This window comes from Kineococcus gurbantunggutensis (assembly GCF_050871925.1).
In the GTDB taxonomy this organism is placed as follows: domain Bacteria; phylum Actinomycetota; class Actinomycetes; order Actinomycetales; family Kineococcaceae; genus Kineococcus.
Genome location: NZ_JBJLSG010000334.1, coordinates 1 through 1,160, shown reverse-complemented (window position 1 = coordinate 1,160; position 1,160 = coordinate 1). Strand labels below are relative to the sequence as shown.

At 73.1% G+C, this 1,160-nt stretch carries 2 pseudogenes; one reads left to right on the top strand and one right to left on the bottom strand.

The window, feature by feature from the left end:
* Positions 1–378: 378 nt before the first annotated feature.
* A pseudogene (locus ACRYR7_RS25535) lies at positions 379–672 on the bottom strand (integrase core domain-containing protein); the annotation flags it as partial.
* A gap of 356 nt (positions 673–1,028) precedes the next feature.
* On the opposite strand from ACRYR7_RS25535, the pseudogene ACRYR7_RS25530 reads away from it, so the two are divergent.
* Positions 1,029–1,160 (top strand): annotated as a pseudogene (locus ACRYR7_RS25530) (FadR/GntR family transcriptional regulator); the annotation flags it as partial.

The window sequence follows — 1,160 nt, the reverse complement described above, 5'->3', positions numbered from 1 at the left end:
CCCCCCCCCCCCCCCCCCCCCCCCCCCCCCCCCCCCCCCCCCCCCCCCCCCCCCCCCCCCCCCCCCCCCCCCCCCCCCCCCCCCCCCCCCCCCCCCGGCCGGATCCGGCACCGGCTGAGCTCGGCACAGCCATCTGCAGCACCAGCCGAGCTCAGCACCAGCCGGATGCCTCCCACGCGCGCTCGGCCTCGGGGCACGCGGGCAACCTGCGCACCCGTACGACCAGCCGGCGATCCGCCAGGGCGTGCCCGGCTCCAGCGGGCACGCCGCACACCCCATGCCCGAGGAACCCGCCGTGCAGCGAGCCGTCCTGGACACCGACCTGTCGACGGGCGCCGTCGGCAGCGGGGTCTGCTGCATGATCCGGTGACAGCTACGTCACGCGGCCAGGCTGGCCGGCGAGGTCATGATGGTCTCGTACTCGGTCGGGGTCAACCGCCCCAGACCAGCCTGGCGATGACGCTGGTGGTAAGTCCGCTCGATCCACGTCACGATCGCGATCCGCAAGTCCTCACGGGTAGCCCAGGACCATCGACCCAGAAGGTTGTTCTGCAGCAGCGCGAAGAAGCTCTCCATAGCCGCGTTGTCCCCCGCAGAACCGACCCGGCCCATAGAGCCGGCCAAGCCGTGCCCGCTCAGGACACGGACGAATCTCCTTGATCGAGATTGGGCGGTCTCAAGGGGTCAACGCAACGCTTCGTCGAAAAGCAGCTGAAACAAGGTGAAGCGGTGAGCCGGGCATCCGCTGCCGGCTCACCGCTTCACGTGGTTGCTCGCTCCGAAGGTGCTCACCCGAGGGAGCGCCGCCAGGACTCGTCAGTCCGAGCGGTCCAGTCACATGAGTGACTGGTGGCCACTGCTACCACCATCGGCTCTGGGCGCTGGGGACTTGAGCGCTCGCCGCGACCGGTGCTTCCCAGCGCACCAGGGCGCAGAACAGCGCATGGCGACAGCGCCCCGCGGCCTGGGAGGGCCGACGGCGCACCGGGGCGGTGCGGAGCACCGGGGGCGTCGCCTCAGCCGCGCGGCAGGGGACGGTCCGCGCGGCGCTGGCGCACCTGGCCCGGCGCGGGCTCATCGAGACCCGCCGCGGCCGCACCGGCGGTTCCTTCGTGCTCCAGCAGTGGCCGGAGTCCTCCACCGCGATCGTCGGGCGCACC